Origin of the sequence: Streptomyces sp. NBC_00328, from assembly GCF_036139655.1 — a bacterium.
GTDB lineage: Bacteria > Actinomycetota > Actinomycetes > Streptomycetales > Streptomycetaceae > Streptomyces.
Genome location: NZ_CP108013.1, coordinates 9032218 through 9051171, shown reverse-complemented (window position 1 = coordinate 9051171; position 18954 = coordinate 9032218). Strand labels below are relative to the sequence as shown.

The following is an 18954-nucleotide window of genomic DNA, read 5'->3' as shown; positions in this document are numbered from 1 at the left end:
AGACTGAGGAAGGTTCCCCATGAACGCGAAGCCGCCGGCCCCTGGACTCTCCGACGCTGGCGAGCACCAGCCGGCGCCGCGGGACGACGTCACGGCACCACCGTCCCACTCCACGGGCCTGCCTCCCGCCGCGTCGTTCGACGCCCTCGGCCTGCCGGCGGCACTGGTGGCCCGGATGACCGGGCTCGGAGTGACGGAGCCCTTCCCGATCCAGGCCGCGACGCTGCCGAACGCGCTGGCCGGACACGATGTCCTCGGCCGGGCACGGACCGGCTCCGGCAAGACGCTGGCCTTCGGACTGGCCCTGCTCGCCCGGACCGCGGGCCGCCGCGCGGAGGCGAAGCGGCCGCTGGCGCTGGTCCTGGTGCCGACCCGGGAGCTCGCGCAGCAGGTGAGCGACGCGCTGGAACCGTACGCGCAGACCTTGGACGTACGACTGGGGACGGTGGTGGGCGGGCTGTCGATCAACCGGCAGCAGGCTCAGCTGCGGAGCGGCGTCGAGGTGCTCATCGCGACGCCGGGGCGGCTGACCGACCTGGTGTCACGCCGGGACTGCCTCCTGAACCAGGTGCGGATCACGGTGCTGGACGAGGCCGACCAGATGTGCGACCTGGGCTTCCTGCCGCAGGTCTCGGACCTCATGGAACAGGTGCGCGCCGACGGTCAGCGGCTGCTGTTCTCGGCAACGCTCGACCGCAACGTCGATGAGCTCGTACAGAAGTACCTCCACGACCCGGTTCACGCCTCGGTCGACCGGGTGGCGGGCTCGGTCACCACGATGGAACACCACGTGCTGAACATCCACGGCGCCGACAAGTACGCGACGGCGACCGAGATCGCCGCCCGGGACGGCCGGGTGCTGATGTTCCTGGACACCAAGGCGGGCGTGGACCAGTTCACCCGTCATCTGCGGGCCAGCGGCATCCGTGCCTCCGCCCTGCACAGCGGGAAGTCGCAGCCGCAGCGCACGCACACGCTCGCCCAGTTCAAGAACGGGGAGATCAACGTGCTGGTGGCCACCAACGTCGCCGCCCGGGGCATCCACATCGACGCGCTCGACCTCGTCGTCAACGTCGACCCGCCCGCGGACGCCAAGGACTACCTGCACCGTGGCGGCCGCACCGCGCGCGCCGGGGAGTCGGGGAAGGTGGTCACCCTGGTCACCCCCAACCAGCGGCGCGATGTGAACCGTCTGATGTCCGATGCCGGCATCCGGCCGACCGTCACCCAGGTGCGTTCGGGCGAGGCCTCGCTGACCGCCATCACCGGGGCCAAGCGCCCGCCCACCGGGCCGAGCACGAGCACCGGCAACGCGCCCTTCCGGGGCATCGGCACGCGTCCCGGGCGCGCCGCCAAGGAGTCGCGCAAGACCGCGGACGCCCGCAAGGCCGCGGAGGCCCGCGCGGCCGCCCGAGTACGCAAGGGCCGCTGAGGCCGGGCTCAACCGCCCTGGATCACCCGCGCCTCGCGTGCCCGACCGACCTCGCGCGCCTCGCCCGGTGCTGTCCGGGCGAGGCACACGCGTCCCGGGCTCCGTCCGGGCGCCGCGCGGGCTCCGTCGCGCGGTGCCTCAGCTCACCGCCTGCTTCACCAGCGCGCCGATCTTCGCCTCGACCTCGGCCGTGAGCTCGGTCAGGGCGAACGCGGTGGCCCACATCGCGCCCTCGTCCAGGTTCGCCTGGTCACTGAACCCGAGCGTCGCATACCGCGCCTTGAACTTCTCCGCGCTCTGGAAGAAGCACACGACCTTTCCGTCCAGCGCGTAGGCGGGCATGCCGTACCAGAGCTTCGGCGCGAGGACCGGGGCGCAGGCCGTGACGACGGCGTGGACGCGCTCGGCCATGATCCGGTCGGACTCCCCCATCTCGGCGATCTTCGCGAGGACGTCCCGTTCCGCCTCGGCCGCCTTGTCCGCGCGCGAACCGCGGCGGGCCTCCTTCTTCAGTTCCTTGGCATGGTCCTTCATCGCGGCCCGCTCTTCGGCCGTGAACCCCTCGTGCCGACCGCTTTCCTTGCTGCTCATGACAGAACTCCCCCTTGAGGTCCGTTGTCCCCACTCTCGGGCACGCGGGTGACGGCACGCCACCCGCGTGCCCATCATCGACACGCACCGTGCCGATGGCACCCGAATATTCCGCGCGGACCTGACATTGTCAACGGCACGGCACGTGCCGATAATATGGACTCATGACCGAACCGCCCGCCGCGCCTCGGCGTCGAGGTGCCGAGCGCACCGAGGAGTTGTTGCAGGCGACCCTCGATCTGGCCGCGGAGGTCGGGTACGCGGGCCTGAGCATCGAGGCCGTCGGCCGCCGGGCCGGAGTCGGGAAGCACACGATCTACCGGCGCTGGCCCTCCAAGGCGGCGCTGCTGCTCGACGCGCTCAGCCGCGTGTGGACCAGCGACCTGGACTATCGCGACACGGGGAACGTCCGCGAGGATCTGCGCGAGCAGTTCCTCCGTTCCGGCGCGGCCCTCTCCACCCCGCCGATCGGCCCCGTCTACCGCGCGGTCATCGCCGAGGCACAAGGGGATCCCGCGCTCCGGGCGACGCTGCACGAACGCTTCCTGTCCACCGTCGAGCAGAGCACCCTCGACCGGATCACACGCGCCCAGCGCGCCGGCGAACTGACCGCGGACGCGAACCTGGAGTTCGCCGCCGAGGTGTTGTGCGGTGCCCTGTACTACCGCAGCCTGATGTCCACCCGCCCGATCGACGCGGACGCGGTCGACGGACTCGTGGACATGTTCATGGCCGCCTACGGAACCGCCGGCTGAACGGCGTCACCCGGCGGTGGGCCCCGCCCGGAAACGCCGCCTACGGCGTGCCGGGCAGCCGGACCGTGACCAGCAGACCACCGTCGGGGCGGGGGTCGAGTTCGAGGGTCCCGTCGTGGGCGCGGACGATGCCGGCCACGATGGCCAGGCCCAGGCCGACGCCCGCGTGCTCGTCGGTGCGTACGCGTTCCGTTCCGCGCCGGAACGGTTCGGTGAGGGTCGGCACCAGTTCCGGCGGGAGCCGGCGGCCGGTGTTCTCGACCCGCAGCACGCTCGCGCGGCCGTCCGTCCCGGTGTGGACCGTCACGGTGCCGCCATCGGGGAGGTTGTGGACGACGGCGTTCTGGACGAGGTTCGTCGCCATCCGCAGCAGAAGCTCCGCGGAGCCGCTGGTCCGGGCCGCCCCGCCGGTGACATCGAGCGTGATCCGGCGCTCTTCGGCGAAGGGGAGCAGCGTTTCGGCGGCTTCCTCGGCGATGAGGGAGAGGTCGACGCTCTCGCGGGGAAGGTTTCCGCGGTCGCTGCGGCTGAGCAGCAGGAGCGCCTCGGTGAGGTCGATCGCCCGCGTATTGACGGCGTGCAGGCGTTCGATGAGTTTCTCCCGGTCCTGGGTGGGATCCTTGCGGGCGACGTCCAGGAGTGTCCGCGAGATCGCCAGCGGGGTGCGCAGTTCGTGGGAGGCGTTCGCGGCGAACCGCTGCTGCTCGGCGACCTGGGACTCGAGTTGTTCGAGCATCGAGTCGAAGGCGTCGGAGAGTTCGCGGAACTCGTCCTGGCGGCCCTTCATACGGATCCGGTGGGACAGCGACCCGCTCCCGGCCGTCCGTACCGCGTCCGTGATCCGGGTGAGGGGTGAGAGCATCCGGCCGGCGAGGATCCATCCCCCGAGGAGGCCGAACACCAGGAGGAAGGCCAGCGCGACGCCCGCGGCGGGGGCGAAGCCCCGCAGCAGTTCGGAGCGGCTGGGCCCGACGATGATCACGGCGCCGTACGTCTTCTGGATGAGCCGGGGGTCGTTCGTCGGAAGCCAGCGCAGCACGAACACCCACATGACGACCAGCAGGAGCGTGCCGGCGACGAAGAGGAATCCGGCGTAGCTGAGGGTGAGTTTCAGCCGGGCGCTGTGCCCTGGGTGTCTATCCATGAGTGCCGCCGGCATGGGTGGCGTCCGTCCCCGCGTCCGTCGTTCCCGTCCCCGGGTCCGTGCCCGGGTCCGTGTCCGTGTCCGTGATGGTGTCCGTCGCGGTGTCGATCTGGTAGCCGACGCCGGGCACGGTGGCGATGATCCATGGTTCGCCGAGTCGTTTGCGCAGGGCGGACACGGTGATGCGGACGGCGTTGGTGAAAGGGTTGGCGTTCTCGTCCCAGGCCCGCTGCAACAGCTCTTCGGCGCTGATGACACCGCCCTCGGCGGCGACGAGGACTTCCAGCACGGCGAACTGCTTCCGGGTGAGCGCGACATGGCGTCCGTCGCGGAAGACCTCCCGGCGGAAGGGGTCCAGCCGCAGGCCCGCGATCTCGCGGACCGGCGGCCTGGCGTACGCGCGCCTGCGATCGAGCGCCCTCAGCCGCATCACGAGTTCCCGCAGCTCGAACGGTTTGGTGAGGTAGTCGTCGGCGCCGAGTTCGAACCCGGAAGCCTTGTCCTCGATCCGGTCGGCGGCGGTGAGCATGAGGATCGGGATGCCGCTGCCGGAGGCGACGATACGCCGGGCGACCTCGTCGCCGGAGGGGCCGGGGATGTCACGGTCGAGGACGGCGAGATCGTAGGAGTTGACGCCGAGCAGTTCGAGGGCGGAGTCGCCGTCGGCGGCGATGTCGGCGGCGATCGCCTCCAGCCGCAGACCGTCACGGACGGCCTCGGCCAGGTAGGGCTCGTCCTCCACGATCAGTACACGCATGTCCGAAGCCTAAGCAGTGCGCCGTATCGCCGACGTATCGCGACGAGGTGTGCGTACCGGCCCACGATTCAGCCCACCGGCGCCGGCGTGGGGCGAGGCCGGTCCGACGGCGCTTCCGCCGGGGTGCGCCACCAGCGGCGCGAGGCCAGAGCGGCCAGCACGGCGCCGGTGGCGTTGACCAGGACGTCGTCCACGGAGGACACCCGGTCCAGCCACAGGACGTACTGGGCGACCTCGACCAGGACCGAGCAGCCCGCCCCGAGCGCCAGGATCCGCGGCACGGACGCCAGCGCCGCGACCCGGACGGGGGCGAAGAATCCCAGCGCCGCGAAGACCAGCAGGTTGCCGATGATCCCTCCCGTCCCCATCGTGACCAGGTCCCGCAGTGGCACCAGGCTCACACGGCGAGGGGCGACGCCCGGCGCGAGGCCCGGCATCATGGTCAGCCACAGGAACGGCACCGTCCCGTGGACCATGCCCACCTCGGCCAGCGACTTGCGCCACGCCCACGTCGAACCGAGGCCGGTGGCATGCCGCCGGTACGCGAGTGCCCACACCACCAGCACGGCCATCGGCACCGCGACCAGCGTCATGAGCACCACACCGTTGAACGTGTCGTAGCAGCCGTGCCAGCGCCCGGCCATGCATCTCGGGGCGGACATCATGAGCGGCCGCCGTATGACGAACAGGGCGCTCGCCAGGCCGAGGACCGCCAGGCTGACGAACACGATCCCGCGGGTGCGGCGGGGAGGTGCTGACAAGGGTGCGTCATAGCTCATGGTGCAAGTGAAGGGGAAGGCCGGTTGCGGTGACGTATGCGGTTTTCGATATGCCCGCGATACACGCGGTCCCCGGCATCACGCGGTCGTCGATTAATTGCGATCCCCTGTATCAATCTTGCGCACGTTCATAGACTTCCCTTGCCCTCACTCCTAGCCTTCTTGCGTCCGCTCACCCCACGAGCCCTAAGGACGCACACCTGTGACTCCCTCTCCCCAAGGCAGACCCCTGCGCCGCGGCACGGCGGTGTCCGTGTCGCTGGCACTCGCCGCGGCCGGCACCGTCGTCGCGGTGGCCCTGGCCCCCCACGCGGCCGCCGCAGGGGTACCCGCCCCTTCCCCCGTCGGGATCTCCGGCCGGGGCGCGGCCGTTCCGTTCAAGGAACAGGAAGCCGAGTACGCCGCCACGGACGGCACCCTCATCGGCCCGGACCGGCTCTACGGCCATCTCCCCTCCGAGGCGTCCGGACGCCAGGCCGTGACGCTGGACGCGACGGGCGAGTACGTCGAGTTCACGCTGACCGCGCCGGCCAACGCGATGTCGTTCCGGTACTCGCTGCCCGACAACGCCGCGGGCAGCGGCCGCGAGGCGAGCCTCGATCTCAAGGTCGACGGCAACCGGCTCAAGAGTGTCCCGGTGACCTCCAAGTACGGCTGGTACTACGGCGGTTATCCGTTCAACAACAACCCCGGCGACACCAACCCGCATCACTTCTACGACGAGACCCGCACCCTGTTCGGCTCCACGCTGCCGGCCGGCAGCAAGGTGCGCCTCCAGGTCTCCTCCACGAGCGAGTCGCCCTCGTTCACCATCGACCTCGCCGACTTCGAGCAGGTGGGCGCGCCGGTCGGCAGACCGTCCGGAGCCCTCGACGTCGTCGGCGACTTCGGCGCGGATCCGACCGGCGCGGCGGATTCCACCGCGAAGATCCAGGCGGCCGTCGACGCGGGCAAGGCACAGGGCAGGACCGTGTACATCCCGCAGGGCACCTTCCAGGTCCGCGATCACATCGTCGTCGACCAGGTGACACTGGCCGGGGCGGGCCCCTGGTACAGCGTCCTCACCGGCCGCGACCCGGTGGACCGGTCGAAGGCCGTCGGCGTCTACGGCAAGTACGCCGGCCAGGGCGGCAGCAAGAACGTCACGCTCAAGGACTTCGCCATCATCGGCGACATCCGCGAACGCGTGGACAACGACCAGGTCAACGCCATCGGCGGTGCGCTGTCCGACTCCACGGTCGACAACGTGTGGATGCAGCACACCAAATGCGGGGCCTGGATGGACGGGCCGATGAACAACTTCACCATCAAGAACAGCCGCATCCTCGATCAGACCGCGGACGGCGTGAACTTCCACATGGGCGTCACCAACTCCACCGTCACCAACACGTTCGTACGGAACACCGGTGACGACGGCCTCGCGATGTGGGCGGAGAGCGTCCCGAACGTCAGGAACAAGTTCACCTTCGACACGGTGGTCCTGCCGATCCTCGCGAACAACATCGTCACCTACGGCGGCAAGGACATCACGCTCTCCGACAACGTCATGGCGGACACCGTCACCAACGGTGGCGGCCTGCATGTCGCGAACCGCTATCCCGGGGTCAACTCCGGTCAGGGAACGGCCGTCTCCGGCACCATCACGGCCGCCCGCAACACCCTGATACGGGCCGGGAACAACGACTACAACTGGCAGTTCGGGGTCGGCGCGGTCTGGTTCAGCGGACTCAACGAGCCCCTGAACGCGACCGTCGACATCACCGACAGCGAGATCCTCGACAGCTCCTACGCCGCGATCATGAACATCGAGGGGGCGACCAACGGCCTGCGCTTCGACCATGTGCGGATCGACGGAGCCGGTACCTACGCACTCCAGATCCAGGCGCCGGGGACGGCTTCCTTCAGCAATGTCACGGCCACGAACATCGGCCAGTCCAACCCGATCCACAACTGCGTCGGCTCCGGCTTCCAGATCACCCGGGGTACGGGCAACAGCGGCTGGTACGCCGACCCGCCGGCCTGCACGGGGACCTGGCCGGCCCCGAAGTGGACCAATGGCGGAGTACCCGGCGGCGGCACCCCTCCGCCGACCGACCCGCCCACCGATCCTCCGACCGACCCGCCCACGGACCCCACCGTGAACCTCGCCAGGAACCGGCCGGTCACCGAGTCGAGCCACACGGACGTCTACCCCGGGGCCAACGCGGTCGACGGCAACGCGAACAGCTACTGGGAGAGCGCCAACAACGCCTTCCCGCAGTCCCTGACCGTCGACCTGGGCGCCGCGAAAGCGGTCAAGCGCGTCGTCCTCAGACTTCCTCCGGCAACCGCGTGGGCCACGCGCACCCAGACCCTGAGCATCCAGGGCAGCACCGACAACACCACGTTCACCACCCTCAAGGCGTCGGCCGGATACGCCTTCGACCCGTCGAGCGGCAACACCGCGACCCTCACCCTGTCCGGAACCCCCACCCGCTATCTGCGCGTGCTCATCACGGGCAACACCGGCTGGCCCGCCGGGCAGTTGTCCGAGTTCGAGGCCTACACCGGCTGACAGCCGGCGTTCGGCCCACGGACTCCTGGCGGCCCCGCTCCGGAACTCTGACCCGGGCGGGGTCGTCAGGACCGTTCCACCGGGCCGTCAGCGGCGGCGCAGTGCCGGGTCGAGCAGGGCGGGCGGGGTGTCGAACTTCTCGTGCGCGGCGAGGTCGGTCCCCGGGGACACGACGGCGTCGATCGCGTCAAGCACGTCGGCCGGGAGCACGGTGTCCGCGGCGGCGAGCTGGGTGCGCAGGTGCTCCGGTGTCCGGGGGCCGATCAGCGCGCTGGTCACGGCGGGATGCGCGGTGACGAAGCCGAGGGCGAGCTGGATCAGCGTCAGTCCGGCCTCCTCGGCGATGACCGCCAGACGCTCCACGGCATCCAGCCGGGCCTGGTTGGAGGGGACGGAGAGGTCGAAACGCTGCGGCAGGAACGCCGAGCGGCTGGTGGTGATCTCCCGGCCCTTCCTGACCGCGCCGGACAGCCAGCCCGAGGCCAGCGGGCTCCAGGCCAGGACACCGAGCCCGTACTCCTCGGTCACGGGCAGGACATGGGCCTCGATACCCCGTTGCAGAATGGAGTAGCTGGGCTGTTCGGTGACGTAGGGCCTCACATGGTGCTCGCGGGCGGCCCATTGGGCCTGCACGATGCGGTGGGCGGGGAAGGTCGAGGAGCCGAAGTAGCGGATCTTTCCCGCGCGTTGCAGGTCGGTCAGGGCCGACAGGGTCTCCTCGTCGCCGGTGGCCGGGTCCCACCGGTGGATCTGGTAGAGATCGACGTGGTCGACACCGAGCCTGCGCAGACTGTTGTCCAGCTCGGTGATCAGCCAACGGCGTGAGGAGCCCCGGTGGTTGCGCTCCTCCCCCATCGGCATGCCCGCCTTCGTGGCCAGCACGATGTCGTCGCGGCGGCCGGCGATGGCCTTGCCGACCATCTCCTCCGACTCGCCGTCGCCGTACATGTCGGCGGTGTCGATGAGATTGATCCCGCCCTCCAGGGCGGCATCGACGATGGCGGTGGCCTCGTCCTGGCTGGTGCGCCCGATCCTGCCGAAGTTCATCGCGCCGAGCGCGAGCGAGCCGACCTGTACACCGGTGCGACCCAAAGTGCGGTACTGCATGCCCCTGCCTCCTTCGATACGGGTAAGCGTGAGGACGGCGGCGAGATTGGTCGCCTGGTCCCCGGTCTGCCATCATGAACAAACGGAACACCGTCCCGTTTGACGATACGGAACACTGTCCCGCTTAGCAAGGCGATACGGAACATCGTTCCGTTTGGCTGTCCGGGCCGTACAGGGAAGGGCGCGATGAACGACAGCGAAGACACCACGGGGAAGGCGTCGGCACGGCCCAGACGGGCCGACGCCCGGCGCAATCAGGAGACGCTGCTCGACGCGGCCGCCGCGATCTTCGCCACGTCCGGTGTGGAGGCACCCGTGCGCGACATCGCGGCCAGGGCCGGCGTCGGTACGGCCACGATCTACCGCCACTTCCCGACGCGGGCGGATCTCATCGTCGCCGTCTACCGGCACCAGGTCGAGGCCTGCGCCGAGGCGGGGCCGGTCCTGCTGAGGGACTGCGCCTCCCCTCATGCCGCGCTGGCCCGGTGGATCGACCTCTTCGTCGACTTCCTCGTCACGAAGCACGGGCTCGCCGCCGTCCTGCAGCCCGACAACACGGCGTTCGACGCCCTGCACACGTACTTCATCGACCGCCTCGTCCCCGTGTGCGCCCAACTCCTCGGCGCCGCGGCCGACTCCGGCGAGATTCGCCCCGGCCTGACGGCGTACGAACTGATGCGAGGCGTCGGCAATCTCTGCATCGGCGCCCACAACGACCCTCGCTATGACGCGCGGCGCCTGGTCGAACTCCTCATCGCGGGCCTGCGCCGACCCGAGTGACTGTTCGGCCGCCCGGACCTCGCCTTTCGATCCGAACTCGCCTTTCGAACAGGTCAGTTCAAGGAAACGCCCCGCCAGGGCACCGCGCCCGGCAGCCAGTCGGGCCCGGGCGTACTCCCGGCCCGGATCAGTCGGTGAGGCCCAGCGCTCCCGCCGCCTGGATCGCCAGCCAGACCTCGGCCAGCGCCGCCGTCGACGTCAGATCACGGTCGGTGAGCGCGCCGAAGCGGCGCAGCCGGTAGGCGAGGGTGTTGGGGTGGATGTGAAGTGCCGCGGCCGCCGTCTCGGTGCGGCGGTCGCGCTCCATCCAGGTGCGGGCCGAGACCAGCAACCGCGAGTCGTGGCTCTCGTCGTAACGCAGTACGCCGCCGAGCACATGCTCCACCAGTGCGGCCAGGACGGCGGGATCGTCGGGCAGCCACCGGCCCGCCCCGTCGTCGCCGTAGTGAACGACGGCACGGCCCGACTCGACGGCCTTGGACACCGCCCACAGAGCCTCGCGCTGCGCGACCTTCAGCGCGTCCCCCGGCAGGAAGGGGCGGCTGGCCCCGGCCGCCACGCCGGGCAGCTCACCGACGGCCGCCGCCAGCTCGGGCGCCCCGAGGACATAGCGGTCCTCGCCCCGGGTCAGCAGCAGATGGGGCCGGTCCTCCAGGAAGCGCAGCAGCGCCTCGTCGGTGGTGCGGCGCACGATCAGCAGCACGGTGTCGCCCTCGATCGCGTGCCGGGCGAGCCGACGCCGTGCCGCCTCCGGGTCGAGCACCTCCTGAAGCAGTTCGGCGAACGTCTCCGCTCCCTCGCGGCGCAGTGTCTCGCGCTCGTTGCGCACCATCGCCAGCCGCAGCGCCGCGACGGTGGCGATGTGCTGGACGACGGCGAGCCCCGCGGGCCGGGCGCCCTCACGCTCGTACGCGACGAGGAAGCCCGCCGGGCCGCCGGGCGCGGGCACCGGGAGGACGAATCCGCCGGGGATGGTCGGCGGGGCGTCGACGGACGCCGGCAGGACGGCCGGGTCCGGCACCGGGACCCCGGGCAGGAGCGGGCGCCCGTGAGGAGTGCAGAGGAAGACGTCGTAGCCCGACAGGCCTTCGAGACGGCGCAGCAGTGTCGGTGTGTCGAGATCCTCCGTGACCAGCCAGCGCAGCGCGCCGAAGACCTGGAGCTGCGCGCCCAGCCGGTGCCGCGCCTCCTCCTGGGCCGAGGCCGCGACTTCCTGGGCGACGGCGATGAAGGGAACGGCGAGCGGCACTTCGAGGACCGGGAAGTCCCGCTCCCGCGCGGCCTGGAAGAACGCGTCGTGCAGCGGTGGCATGTGCAGCTGCGCCGAGAGCGCGAGCCCGGACGCCCCGGCGTCGTCCAGCCGCTCCAGGTAGGCGCGCTGTTCCGGCGCGGTACGGGGGATCGCCAGGCCCGCGGTCATGATCAGCTCGGCTCCCAGGAGCCAGGGCGTGGGGTCGACGAGCTCGCTGGCGTGCGCCCAGGAGACCGACCGTTCCAGACCGCCGCCGGCCTTCAGCGAGAGCTGGAGCGCCGGAGAGGAGAGCAGGTCCTGGACGGTGAGTTTGTTGCTGGCCACAAATGACATCGTACGCATCTGTGATGGAGACCATTGCCGCAGGTCACAGGGGGCCGCACACTGTGGATGCCACCGATTGAACGGTGCACTAACGGACACTGGAGGGCCCGTGACGAGCTCGGTCACCGAAATCGAGACATACGGCGTCGAGCGAATCCCGGACGAGGACCGCACGGCCCGGCCGATCGACCTGTTCCGGCTCGCCTTCGGCGGCGCCAACACCTTCGCGACCTGTGTGCTGGGCGCGTTCCCGATCCTCTTCGGGCTCTCCTTCTGGCAGGGGCTCGCGGCGACCGTCCTCGGACTGGTCGCGGGTGCGCTGCTGCTGGCCCCGATGTCGCTGTTCGGCCCCGCCAACGGCACGAACAACGCCGTCTCCTCCTCGGCGCACCTGGGCGTGCACGGCCGGGTCGTCGGGTCCTTCCTCTCCCTGCTCACCGCCATCGCGTTCTTCTCGATCTCGGTGTGGTCCTCGGGAGACGCGCTCGTCGGCGGCGCGCACCGGCTCGTGAACGTCCCCGAGTCGGACGTCACCTACGGCATCGCGTACGCGATCTTCGGCGGACTCGTGCTCGTCGTGTGCATCTACGGCTTCCGCTTCATGCTGCTGGTCAACAAGATCGCGGTGCTGGCTGCCTCGGCCCTCTTCGTGCTCGGCGCCTTCGCCTTCGCCGGTGACTTCGACCCCGGATACGCGGGTGCCTTCGCCTCGACCGCCGACCCGCTGTTCTGGCCGTCGTTCATCGGCGCCGCGCTGATCGTGCTCTCCAACCCGGTCTCCTTCGGCGCGTTCCTCGGTGACTGGTCCCGCTACATCCCCGCGAACACCCCGCGCCGCCGGGTGATGGGCGCCGCGTTCCTCGCACAGATCGCCACCCTGCTGCCCTTCGTCTTCGGCCTGGCCACGGCGTCGATCATCGCGACGAAGGCCGCGAAGTACGTCGACCCGGCCGCCCCGAACTACGTGGGCGGACTGCTGGCCATCTCCCCCGGCTGGTACTTCCTGCCGCTCTGCCTGATCGCCCTGATCGGTGGCCTGTCGACCGGCACGACGTCCCTCTACGGAACGGGGCTGGACTTCGCCAGCGTCTTCCCGCGCTTCAACCGCGTCCAGGCCACCTTCTTCATCGGTGTCCTGTCCATCGGGTTCATCTTCCTCGGCCGCTTCGCGCTCAACCTCACGCAGTCCATCTCCACCTTCGCGACGCTGATCATCACCTGCACCGCGCCGTGGATGGTCGTCATGGCGCTCGGCTACGTCACCCGGCGCGGCTGGTACGACGCCGAGGCGCTGCAGGTCTTCAACCGGCGTCAGCGCGGTGGCCGCTACTGGTTCGCGCACGGCTGGAACTGGCGCGGCATGGGCACCTGGCTCGTCAGCGCCGTCGTGGCGCTCCTCTTCACCAACCTGCCGGGCCAGTTCGTCGGCCCGCTGGGCAACCTCGCGAACGGCGCGGACATCTCGCTGCCGGTCGGCCTCGGTCTGGCGGTCGTGCTCTACCTCGCCGCGCTCGCCCTGTTCCCCGAGCCGCGCGCCGTGTACGGGCCCGACGGACCCCGCTTCGTCGGGGCGTCCGACGCCGACATCGCGCCGATCACCGGTGGCACCGAGGAGAAGACCCCCGAGCCCGCCGCGGCTCTCTGAGCCCTCGGCGCCACCGACACCACCGACTGGGCGCCCGGTCCTGACCGCCGGGCGCCCCTGACCAGGAGCCGCGCATGAGCACCACCACCGTGCAGGAAGTCCGGGCCGCCGCGGACGCGCTCGTCGCCGCCTTCGCCGAGGGCCGCCTCGACGACTACTTCGGTGCCTTCGCACCGGACGCGACGTTCGTCTTCCACACCACGCCGCAGCGCCTCGGCTCCACGGCCGAGTACCGCGCCCTGTGGCAGCGGTGGGTGGAGCAGGACGGTTTCCGCGTCCTCGGCTGCACCTCGTCGGCACAGCTCGTCCAGCCCTTCGGTGACACGGCTGTCTTCAGTCATGACGTGGAGACCCGCGTCGCCACCAACGCCGGCGAGGAGACGGTGCACGAGCGGGAGACCATCGTCCTCGCCCGCTCCGCGGACGGCGCCTGGCTCGCCGTGCACGAGCACCTGTCCCCCCGCACCACCGCCTGACCAGGAGAGACGTTCCATGAGCAGCACGTTCCGCAACTACATCGACGGTACGTTCGCGGATGCCGTCGACGGCCGGACTCTCGATGTGGTGGACCCGACCACCGGTGACGTCTACGCGACCTCCCCGCTGTCCGGGGCGGCCGATGTCGACGCGGCGATGGCGGCCGCGGCCGCGGCGTTCCCCGTCTGGCGCGACGCGACACCGTCCGTGCGGCAGCGCGCGCTGCTGAAGATCGCCGACGCGATGGAGGCACGGGCCGGGGAACTGGTCGCCGCGGAGAGCCGCGACACCGGCAAGCCGCTGCACCTCACCCTCAGCGAGGAACTCGCCCCGGCGATCGACCAGGTCCGCTTCTTCGCGGGCGCGGCGCGCATGCTGGAGGGCCGCTCGGCCGGCGAGTACATGGAGGGCATGACCTCGATCATCCGCCGCGAGCCGGTCGGCGTGTGCGCCCAGGTCGCGCCGTGGAACTACCCCCTGCTGATGGCGGTGTGGAAGTTCGCCCCGGCCCTCGCGGCGGGCAACGCGGTGGTGCTCAAGCCCTCGGACACCACGCCGGCCTCCACGGTGCTGATCGCGGAGATCATCGGCGGTGTCCTGGAGGAGCTCGGCCTGCCCCAGGGGATCTTCAACGTGGTCTGCGGCGACCGCGAGACCGGCCGGCTGATGGTGGAGCACCCGACCCCGGCGATGGCCTCCATCACCGGCTCGGTGCGCGCCGGCATCCAGGTCGCCCAGAGTGCGGCCAAGGACGTCAAGCGGGTCCACCTGGAGCTCGGCGGCAAGGCCCCGGCCGTGGTCTTCGAGGACGCCGACCTGGCCAAGGCGGTCGAGGACCTGGTGGTCGGCGGCTTCTTCAACGCCGGTCAGGACTGCACGGCGGCCACCCGCGTCCTGGTCCACGCGTCGGTGCACGACGAGTTCGTCGCCGCCCTCGCCAAGGCCGCGGCCGGGACGAAGACCGGGCAGCCGGACGACGAGGACGTGCTGTACGGGCCGCTCAACAACGCGAACCAGCTCGCCCAGGTCAGCGGTTTCATCGAGCGGCTGCCCGAACACGCGAAGGTCGAGGCGGGCGGCCACCGGGTCGGCGACAAGGGCTACTTCTACGCCCCGACCGTGGTCTCGGGTCTGAGGCAGGACGACGAGATCATCCAGAACGAGGTCTTCGGCCCGGTCATGACCGTCCAGTCGTTCACGGACGAGGACCAGGCCGTCGTGTACGCCAACGGCGTGGACTACGCGCTGGCCTCCTCGGTGTGGACCAAGGACCACGCGCGGGCGATGCGGATGTCGAAGAGGCTCGACTTCGGCTGTGTGTGGATCAACACCCACATGGCACTCGTCGCCGAGATGCCGCACGGCGGGTTCAAGCAGTCCGGCTACGGCAAGGACCTCTCCGCCTACGGCTTCGAGGACTACACCCGGATCAAGCACGTGATGACGTCGCTCTGAGCGGACGTCCCCACGGCCATGGGGTGAGCCCGGCATCGCGCCGGACTCACCCCATCGCCGTGTCCGACGCCCGTCAGCCGTGCGAGACCGTCAGGCCGTAGAAGGCGACCCTCGCCCCCTTCGTCGTGCTCTCGGAGGACGACTGGTTGTACGAGCCGGCCTTGAAGTACTGCTTGTAGGGGAAGAACGACGACGGGATCGCGTAGTGCGTGGTGCTGCCGTTGACGGTCAGGTCGATGGTGTCGCCGCCGGAGACGGCGATCGTGTACGTCCACGTCTTGCCGACCGCCACGTGTCCGACCGTGTGGGTCGTCTGGCCGCCCGAGGGCGAGTTCTCGGTGCCGACGACGATGTCACCGCTCGCGCGGTAGTACAGCTCCACCAGCGGTTTGGTGGACGATCCGCCGGAGCCGAGGTGGATCTGGCCGACGCACACGTTGGAGGTGACCGACACCACCCGAAGTGTCGCGCTCAGCCGGTGGCTGCCGCCGAGCGACCAGTTCGCCGCGCTGCCGCTGCGGTTCATCTCCCGCAGTTCGGAGCGGGCGTAGTTGGAGTTCGGCGTCGTGACGCCCTTCTCGGGCGCCCAGAAGGTCATCGCGCCGTCGCGGGTGTCGGTGTAGAAGTACGCGTCCTGGTAACCGTTCGCGCCCTGCAGCCGGGCGGAGGAGATGGTGGTGGGCGAACCCGGGGAGCCCACGGGCTCCTGGAGTTGCCACACCGACAGGTCGAAGTTGCCGCCGGGCGCGACGTTCGGGTCGGCGGCGCCGGCGCTGGACGTGCCCAGGACGGTGACCACGGCGACGACGCCCGCGACGGTGGCCGTCGTCAGGAGCCGAGGGGCGGCACATCCGATGAAGAAGGAGGGGGTTCGGGTATGTGGTCGTTTGTTCACCATGACGGTCAGAGCCTTTCGTCTGGTCGGATGGAGCAGACGGTGGGGAAAGGCGAGGTTCACATGGATGAACATTGAATTCACCTGTGAACCTCATGTGCCGTGACGCTAAAGGTCTGCACCAACTCCGTCAAGAGGTCCCGCACCCACGTCGGTTGAGGACCTCGGCCAGGACGTCCGAAGAGCGCGGGTGCGCGTGGGTGTGCGGCCGACGAGACCGAGAAGGAAGCCGGCCGGAACGGTGACCAGCCCCGGTGTCTGGAGCGGGAACCAGCGGACGTCGTGCTCGGGGAAGACCGCGAACGGGGTGCCCGACACCGCTGGGGATCCCGCGAGCAGCAGCACGACGAGCGGAAGGGTCCCGTAGACGGTCCAGCGCACCCCGGTGGCGGAGTGACCGGGCAGGAAGAGCGCGTACAGCAGAACCGGGGCGAGCACCGAGGCCGCGACGGTGAACGGCAAGGAGATCAGCGTGAGTCTGCCGCGGTCCCCGAGGACCGCCGACACGACGACGGCGACCGCTCCGACCAGGACGATCCCCAGCCGTGCCCGGCGGATCTCCCCGGCGGGCGAACGGCCCCCGCCCCCGTGCGCGGGCCGCCCGCCGAAGTCACGGGCGAGACTGGAGGCGGCCGCCAGCGTGATGCCCGCGACGGCCGCGAGGGTGGTCGCGAAGACGGCGCAGGCGACGATCGCGAACAGCATGCTGTGCCGGGCGCCCCCGGCGACCGGGTCGAGCGCGCCCGTCACCATCAGCAGGGCGGTCGCTCCCCCGGGGTCGGCGGCCCGCACCGGACCCCGGCCCATCAGGGCGCAGGCACCCAGCCCGGCCACCACGACCCCGGCGCACACCACCGCCACCGGTCCGACCGCCCAGCCGACGGCGCGCCTCGCGGTGCGGGCCTCCCGGACCGGGTGCAGCCGCATGGTGATGTGCGGCAGACAGGCGGCTCCGACCAGGAGGGTGGCCTCGAAGCCGATCAGGTCGAGGCGCCCGGCGACGGAGTGACCGAAGTGGAGTCCGGGCCGCGCGTAGGCGGCGCCCGCTCCGGAATGCTCCCGGGCGGCACCGAACAGGGCCGGCGGTGACCATCCGAACCGGGCGAGCACGACCCCGGCCAGCAGCAGCATGGCGGTGAGCACCACACCGACCTTCAGGATCTGTACGTACCCGACGCCGCGCATCCCGCCGAACGCGGCGTAACAGACCATCAGGGCCCCTCCGGCGACGGTGCACCCGGTGAGCGCGCCGTCCGGGAGCCCGAACATGGCGGCCATGATGCGTCCGGCGGTGGAGAGCTGTACCAGGAGCAGCGGGGTGAGGACGACGAGAGAGGCGACGCCGAGCGCCCGGCGCACGGAGGGGGCGCCGAGGCGGTCGGCGACGAAGTCACCCAGGGTGAACACCCCTTTCCTGCGCAGGGGTTCACCCAGGAACCGCATCATCAGATAGAGGGAGCCGACGGTGGCGCAGGCGAACAGGATGCCGTCCGCGCCGTCGAGGGCGACCGCGCCGGTGGTGCTGAGCAGGGTGGCCGCGGAGATGTAGTCACCGGCGATGGCCAGCCCGCCTCCGACCGGCCCGAAGGCCGCCCCGCCGCCCGCGTAGAAGTGCTCGGGGTCGTCCAGATCGGCCGCCGCCAGACCGCACAGCAGCAGGGACACGGCGACGAAGCCGAGGAAGACCATGACGGCGAGCGACTCTCCGTCGCCGGAGCTCATCGGCGGTCCTCCGACGCCGCTGCCGCGCACGGCCTCGCCCCTGCGCCCGGGAGCGGAGCGGACGGAGATGCGGGAGATGTAGGAGATGTAGGAGATGTAGGAGATGCGCGACGTGAGGGCGATACGGAGGATGCGGGAGGCGCGGAAGCTGCGGGAGACATGCCGGGCATGGCATCAACCGCGCCGGGGCGCGTACAGGGGACGGCGCGTTCGGGCGGCGGGTGCACAGCGGCCGCGGTGCGGGTCTGTGCGACGGCACAGCACGTTGATCCATTGGGATGATTCACGGGCGCGGCGGGGTGAACGACGGGACGGTACCCGCCGCTTGGGCGACCGCCGGTCCCCCGTGGTCACTAGCGTGGCTCCCTGTGTCGATGAGCTATGCCTTTGTGAACCTGAAACCCGGAGTGGGCAAGACGACGAGCGCGGTGTGGCTGGCCCACGCGTTGCACGAGTCGGGCTTCTCACCCCTGTTGGTGGACAGTGACCCCGCGTCCTCGGCGCTGCGGTGGAGCGAACTGGCGGGAGGTTTCCCCTTCCCCGTGTTCTCCCTCCCCGTGGGCGACGTGCACCGGCGCGTGAACGACTTCCTCGGCGACCGGCAGGCCGTGGTGTTCGACGCCCCGCAGATGGAGGATCACGCCCACATCGCCCGGAGCGTCATGCGGTACGCGAGCGAGTGGATCGTGCCGGTGACACCGTCCCCCATCGAACTGGACCGCATGGCGCCCATCGGCCGCGAGATGGGCGACGTCCAGTCCCTGCGGGCCCGGCCGGCCCGCTCCGCCGTACTGCTGAACCGTACGAACCGTCCGGACGCCACCCGTACCGGTCCGGACGCCGATGCCCGCGAAGCGCTCACGGAACGCGGCTTCGACGTGCTGTCCACCCACATTCCCCGACTCGACCTGTACTCCCAGTCGTTCGGCAGCCCTGTCACGGTCAAGGGATCGGCGTACATGGATCTCGCGGACGAACTCATCAAGCGTCAGGACGCGATGTGAACCAGCGCAAGGACACCTACCGGGCCGCCCTGCAAAGGGAACCCGATGCCGCCGCGCCCCGTCACACCAAGGTCGCGCGGCTGCACACGCGATACGTCCGGGTGACGATCGAACTGGACCCCGCGCTGCCGGACGGACTGACCCGCTGGGTGGGACCGCCCGTGTCCGCGATCCTGCGTGTCGGTGCCGCCGCCCTGCGGCCTCTGACGGGTACCCCGTAGGCACGGCGGGGGACCACGTCCCTCGACGCCGGCACGGTCCAGGGTGTCCGTTCGTCCGGG

The 18954-nt window shown here is 70.5% G+C and carries 17 protein-coding genes; 9 read left to right on the top strand and 8 right to left on the bottom strand.

The genetic code is table 11. From position 1 onward, the window contains the following. Positions 1–19: 19 nt before the first annotated feature. Complete coding sequence (locus OG485_RS39745) at positions 20–1432, top strand: DEAD/DEAH box helicase (protein WP_328673561.1); 1413 nt, start codon at positions 20–22, stop codon at positions 1430–1432. Positions 1433–1570: 138 nt separating this feature from the next. Here OG485_RS39745 and OG485_RS39740 read toward each other — a convergent pair whose 3' ends face one another. Next, positions 1571–2023, bottom strand: coding sequence for an iron chaperone (locus OG485_RS39740; RefSeq protein ID WP_328673559.1), 453 nt, complete (start codon positions 2021–2023; stop codon positions 1571–1573). 164 nt (positions 2024–2187) lie between these two features. Here OG485_RS39740 and OG485_RS39735 point away from each other — a divergent pair, with 164 nt between their 5' ends. Continuing rightward, positions 2188–2778: a TetR/AcrR family transcriptional regulator gene (locus OG485_RS39735; RefSeq protein ID WP_328673557.1), complete on the top strand. Its 591-nt coding sequence runs from the start codon at positions 2188–2190 to the stop codon at positions 2776–2778. A 40-nt stretch (positions 2779–2818) separates the two neighbouring features. Here the strand turns inward: OG485_RS39735 and OG485_RS39730 are convergent, their stop codons facing one another. From OG485_RS39730 to OG485_RS39720, 3 genes are all read right to left on the bottom strand, one after another. Then, a complete protein-coding gene (locus OG485_RS39730) occupies positions 2819–3922 on the bottom strand; it encodes a sensor histidine kinase (RefSeq protein WP_328673556.1) in 1104 nt (367 codons plus the stop codon). Next, on the bottom strand, positions 3915–4679 hold the full coding sequence (locus OG485_RS39725; protein ID WP_328673555.1) for a response regulator transcription factor: 765 nt from the start codon (positions 4677–4679) through the stop codon (positions 3915–3917). Before OG485_RS39725 ends, OG485_RS39730 begins: the two co-directional genes overlap by 8 nt. 68 nt (positions 4680–4747) lie before the next feature. Beyond that, positions 4748–5458: a VanZ family protein gene (locus OG485_RS39720; RefSeq protein ID WP_328673553.1), complete on the bottom strand. Its 711-nt coding sequence runs from the start codon at positions 5456–5458 to the stop codon at positions 4748–4750. Between the two features lie 202 nt (positions 5459–5660). Between OG485_RS39720 and OG485_RS39715 the strand changes: the two genes are divergently transcribed. Further along, positions 5661–8012 carry a galactose-binding domain-containing protein gene (locus OG485_RS39715; RefSeq protein WP_328673551.1) on the top strand — a complete coding sequence of 784 codons (2352 nt, stop codon included), beginning with the start codon at positions 5661–5663 and terminating at the stop codon, positions 8010–8012. Positions 8013–8099: 87 nt separating this feature from the next. Here OG485_RS39715 and OG485_RS39710 read toward each other — a convergent pair whose 3' ends face one another. After that, the gene (locus OG485_RS39710; RefSeq protein ID WP_328673548.1) at positions 8100–9119 is read right to left on the bottom strand and encodes an aldo/keto reductase; all 1020 of its coding nucleotides are present in this window, start codon (positions 9117–9119) and stop codon (positions 8100–8102) included. Between the two features lie 186 nt (positions 9120–9305). Here OG485_RS39710 and OG485_RS39705 point away from each other — a divergent pair, with 186 nt between their 5' ends. Continuing rightward, entirely contained in the window at positions 9306–9899 is a 594-nt protein-coding gene (locus tag OG485_RS39705) for a TetR/AcrR family transcriptional regulator (protein ID WP_328673547.1), read from the top strand. 127 nt (positions 9900–10026) lie between these two features. Here the strand turns inward: OG485_RS39705 and OG485_RS39700 are convergent, their stop codons facing one another. Next, the gene (locus tag OG485_RS39700; RefSeq protein ID WP_328673545.1) at positions 10027–11484 is read right to left on the bottom strand and encodes a PucR family transcriptional regulator; all 1458 of its coding nucleotides are present in this window, start codon (positions 11482–11484) and stop codon (positions 10027–10029) included. 100 nt (positions 11485–11584) lie between these two features. Here OG485_RS39700 and OG485_RS39695 point away from each other — a divergent pair, with 100 nt between their 5' ends. From OG485_RS39695 to OG485_RS39685, 3 genes are all read left to right on the top strand, one after another. Then, entirely contained in the window at positions 11585–13120 is a 1536-nt protein-coding gene (locus OG485_RS39695) for a purine-cytosine permease family protein (protein ID WP_328673543.1), read from the top strand. Between the two features lie 74 nt (positions 13121–13194). Continuing rightward, the gene (locus tag OG485_RS39690; RefSeq protein WP_326783693.1) at positions 13195–13596 is read left to right on the top strand and encodes a YybH family protein; all 402 of its coding nucleotides are present in this window, start codon (positions 13195–13197) and stop codon (positions 13594–13596) included. A gap of 16 nt (positions 13597–13612) precedes the next feature. Further along, positions 13613–15052 (top strand): gamma-aminobutyraldehyde dehydrogenase, encoded by a 1440-nt coding sequence (locus OG485_RS39685; protein ID WP_328673539.1) that lies wholly within the window; start codon positions 13613–13615, stop codon positions 15050–15052. A gap of 73 nt (positions 15053–15125) precedes the next feature. Here the strand turns inward: OG485_RS39685 and OG485_RS39680 are convergent, their stop codons facing one another. Together OG485_RS39680 and OG485_RS39675 are read right to left on the bottom strand one after the other, a co-directional pair. After that, positions 15126–16022, bottom strand: a complete 897-nt coding sequence (locus OG485_RS39680) for a polysaccharide lyase family 7 protein (protein WP_328673537.1) — start codon at positions 16020–16022, stop codon at positions 15126–15128. 33 nt (positions 16023–16055) lie between these two features. Then, the gene (locus OG485_RS39675; protein ID WP_328673536.1) at positions 16056–17669 is read right to left on the bottom strand and encodes a sodium/solute symporter; all 1614 of its coding nucleotides are present in this window, start codon (positions 17667–17669) and stop codon (positions 16056–16058) included. 374 nt (positions 17670–18043) lie between these two features. Here OG485_RS39675 and OG485_RS39670 point away from each other — a divergent pair, with 374 nt between their 5' ends. Continuing rightward, positions 18044–18673, top strand: coding sequence for a ParA family protein (locus OG485_RS39670; RefSeq protein ID WP_328673534.1), 630 nt, complete (start codon positions 18044–18046; stop codon positions 18671–18673). Then, positions 18670–18894: a hypothetical protein gene (locus OG485_RS39665; RefSeq protein ID WP_328673532.1), complete on the top strand. Its 225-nt coding sequence runs from the start codon at positions 18670–18672 to the stop codon at positions 18892–18894. The genes OG485_RS39670 and OG485_RS39665 overlap by 4 nt, the downstream gene beginning before the upstream one ends. Positions 18895–18954 lie beyond the last annotated feature (60 nt).

Bases quoted from the DNA above. Each gene is read 5' to 3' on its own strand.
- OG485_RS39735 (WP_328673557.1), top strand. From the start codon at position 2,188: ATGACCGAACCGCCCGCCGCGCCTCGGCGTCGAGGTGCCGAGCGCACC.
- OG485_RS39730 (WP_328673556.1), bottom strand. From the start codon at position 3,922: ATGGATAGACACCCAGGGCACAGCGCCCGGCTGAAACTCACCCTCAGC.
- OG485_RS39675 (WP_328673536.1), bottom strand. From the start codon at position 17,669: ATGAGCTCCGGCGACGGAGAGTCGCTCGCCGTCATGGTCTTCCTCGGC.
- OG485_RS39745 (WP_328673561.1), top strand. From the start codon at position 20: ATGAACGCGAAGCCGCCGGCCCCTGGACTCTCCGACGCTGGCGAGCAC.
- OG485_RS39705 (WP_328673547.1), top strand. From the start codon at position 9,306: ATGAACGACAGCGAAGACACCACGGGGAAGGCGTCGGCACGGCCCAGA.
- OG485_RS39700 (WP_328673545.1), bottom strand. From the start codon at position 11,484: ATGTCATTTGTGGCCAGCAACAAACTCACCGTCCAGGACCTGCTCTCC.
- OG485_RS39720 (WP_328673553.1), bottom strand. From the start codon at position 5,458: ATGAGCTATGACGCACCCTTGTCAGCACCTCCCCGCCGCACCCGCGGG.
- OG485_RS39685 (WP_328673539.1), top strand. From the start codon at position 13,613: ATGAGCAGCACGTTCCGCAACTACATCGACGGTACGTTCGCGGATGCC.
- OG485_RS39725 (WP_328673555.1), bottom strand. From the start codon at position 4,679: ATGCGTGTACTGATCGTGGAGGACGAGCCCTACCTGGCCGAGGCCGTC.
- OG485_RS39690 (WP_326783693.1), top strand. From the start codon at position 13,195: ATGAGCACCACCACCGTGCAGGAAGTCCGGGCCGCCGCGGACGCGCTC.
- OG485_RS39680 (WP_328673537.1), bottom strand. From the start codon at position 16,022: ATGTTCATCCATGTGAACCTCGCCTTTCCCCACCGTCTGCTCCATCCG.
- OG485_RS39670 (WP_328673534.1), top strand. From the start codon at position 18,044: ATGAGCTATGCCTTTGTGAACCTGAAACCCGGAGTGGGCAAGACGACG.
- OG485_RS39710 (WP_328673548.1), bottom strand. From the start codon at position 9,119: ATGCAGTACCGCACTTTGGGTCGCACCGGTGTACAGGTCGGCTCGCTC.
- OG485_RS39740 (WP_328673559.1), bottom strand. From the start codon at position 2,023: ATGAGCAGCAAGGAAAGCGGTCGGCACGAGGGGTTCACGGCCGAAGAG.